This window comes from Pseudomonas sp. SG-MS2, assembly GCF_009933855.1.
In the GTDB taxonomy this organism is placed as follows: domain Bacteria; phylum Pseudomonadota; class Gammaproteobacteria; order Pseudomonadales; family Pseudomonadaceae; genus Aquipseudomonas; species Aquipseudomonas putida_E.
Window position 1 is genome coordinate 1 of record NZ_MOMO01000147.1, and the last position, 2,133, is coordinate 2,133.

Annotated in this window: 1 protein-coding gene; it reads right to left on the bottom strand. The window is 67.9% G+C overall.

Features of this window, described 5'->3' with window-relative positions; all coding sequences use genetic code 11:
• Nucleotides 1-2,133, bottom strand: a 2,133-nt coding sequence (locus BLX42_RS12395) for an Ig-like domain-containing protein (protein ID WP_256671979.1), incomplete at both ends; no start/stop codon positions are given.

Below are 2,133 nucleotides of genomic sequence, written 5' to 3' on the forward strand. Positions count from 1 at the left end.
GGTAACGGTGGTGCCGCTGTCGTCGATGCTCGGGTTGCCGACAACTTGCGGTGGGGTGCTGTCGGGGGCGGTGAAGTCGACCGGGCCGGCACTGTTGCCGAGATTGTCGGTGGCCTCCACGGTGAGGCTTTCGCCGTTGCGCTGTGGCGGGTCGAGGGTGACATCGAAGCGCCCGTCGGCGCCGACTGTCGCGGTGCCCAGCACGGTACCGTCCGCCGCACGTACCGTGACGATCGAGCCGCTCTGGCCCTGGCCGGTGAGGTGCAGACCAGCGCTGTCGACGGCCAGCCCGGAAGGCTGCAAAGGCCCGTCCAGGTCCGGCGCGGTCAGGGTTGCGGTCGAGGTGTTGCCCGCAGCATCACGCAATACCACGTCGAGCATCTGGCCATCGGACTGGGCCGGTGTCAGTGTGAGGGTGAAGACGCCGTTCGCGCCGACCACTGCAGTGCCCAGCACCGTGCCCTGGGCATCGCTCACCTGCACGCTGGCCCCGGGTTCACCGCGGCCAGTGAGGGTAGCGCCATCGGCGCTCAGTTGCAGATCACTGGCCGGGTTGGGCGGGGTGATGTCCGGTGCGCCGACCTGGGTCGGCAGTGAGCTGTTGCCGTCGGCGTCCAAGGCCACCACATCGAGCAGCTCACCATTTGCCTGAGCGGGATCAAGGGCGACGGTGAAGTTGCCGTCATTGCCCACTTGCACGCTGCCCAGCACATTGCCTTGGGCATCGCGCACCTCCACCAGGCTGCCAGCCGGAGCGGTGCCGCTGACGGACGAGCCATCGGGGGCTACCACCACCCCGGCGGGGCCTTCCGGGACCGGTGTCTGTGGCACGATGATGCTGAGCTCAGGCGACGGATTGCCGGCAGCATCGGTTTGTACCAGCACGATGCTTTCGCCCGCAGCCACTGGAGCATCCAGTTCGACCAGGAAGGTGCCATTGGCTGCCACGGTGCCACTGCCGATCACATTGCCGTCGGCATCCAGCACTTGCACTGTGGCACCTGCTTCACCGCGGCCCGATATCACGACGCTGCCGGCGCCCACCACCACGCCGGTGATGAGGCCCGGGGCAGTAATGTCCGGGGCGGTATAAGCCAGCGGGGCGGAGCTGTTGCCGGCGGCATCGGTGACTGTGATGGCCAAGGCGTCACCGTTGGCCTGGGCCGGGTCGAGAGTGAGGCTGAAGCTGCCGTCCGGCCCGGCGATAGCGCTGCCGATCAGGGCACCGGAGGCGTCGCGCACCTCCACCCGTGCACCGGGTTCGGCATTGCCGGTCAGCGTTTGACCATCGCTCAGCGTCAGCCCGGTCGGTTGCCCGGGGGCTATAAGGTCCGGTGCCGTCAGGGGGCTTGTCGTCGATACGTTGCCAGCGGCATCGGTCAAGGTCACTTGCAGCGACGAGCCATCGGTCACTGGCGGGGTCAGTTGCAGGGTAAAGGTGCCATCAGGCTGCACCGTCCCGGTGCCCACGACCTGGCCCTGGTCGTTCGATACGGTTACCGTTGCCCCCGCTTCCCCGCGCCCCGAGACGGTACGGCCATCGGCGCTGATGATCAGGCCACTGGCGGGCGTTGGCGCAGTGGTGTCACCACCGCCCGTGTCGATGTCCGGCGCGGTGACGGTGCCGGTAGTGGAGGTGTTGCCGGCGGCATCGGTGGCCGTTATCTGCAACTGCTCGCCGTCGACCAGCGGTGGGTCGAGGGTGATGCTGAACGCACCGTTGGCGCCCACGACCACGCTACCCAGTACCGTGGTGCCGTCCGCTGCGAGCACGCGCACGGTACTACCTGGTTCGGCACGCCCGCTGACTACTCTGCCGTCAGCGCTGACGGCCAAGTCGGTCGGTTGTGCGGGTGGCGTGGTGTCGGGCGGGTTGCCGACCCCGTTATCCGGTGCGTTGACGGCTGTTGCGGGTGAGGTGTTGCCAGCGGCATCGGTCAAACTCACATCCAGGCTTTCGCCATTGACCTGGGGCGAGTTCAAGGTGATGTCGAACGTACCGTCGGCGCCCACCGTGCCGCTGCCGATCAGGTTGCCGGCGCCATCGCGTACATTCACCGTGGCACCTGCCTCGCCGCGGCCGGTCAGGCGCAGGCCATCGGGCGAAACCAGCAGGTCGATAGGCGTGGCGGG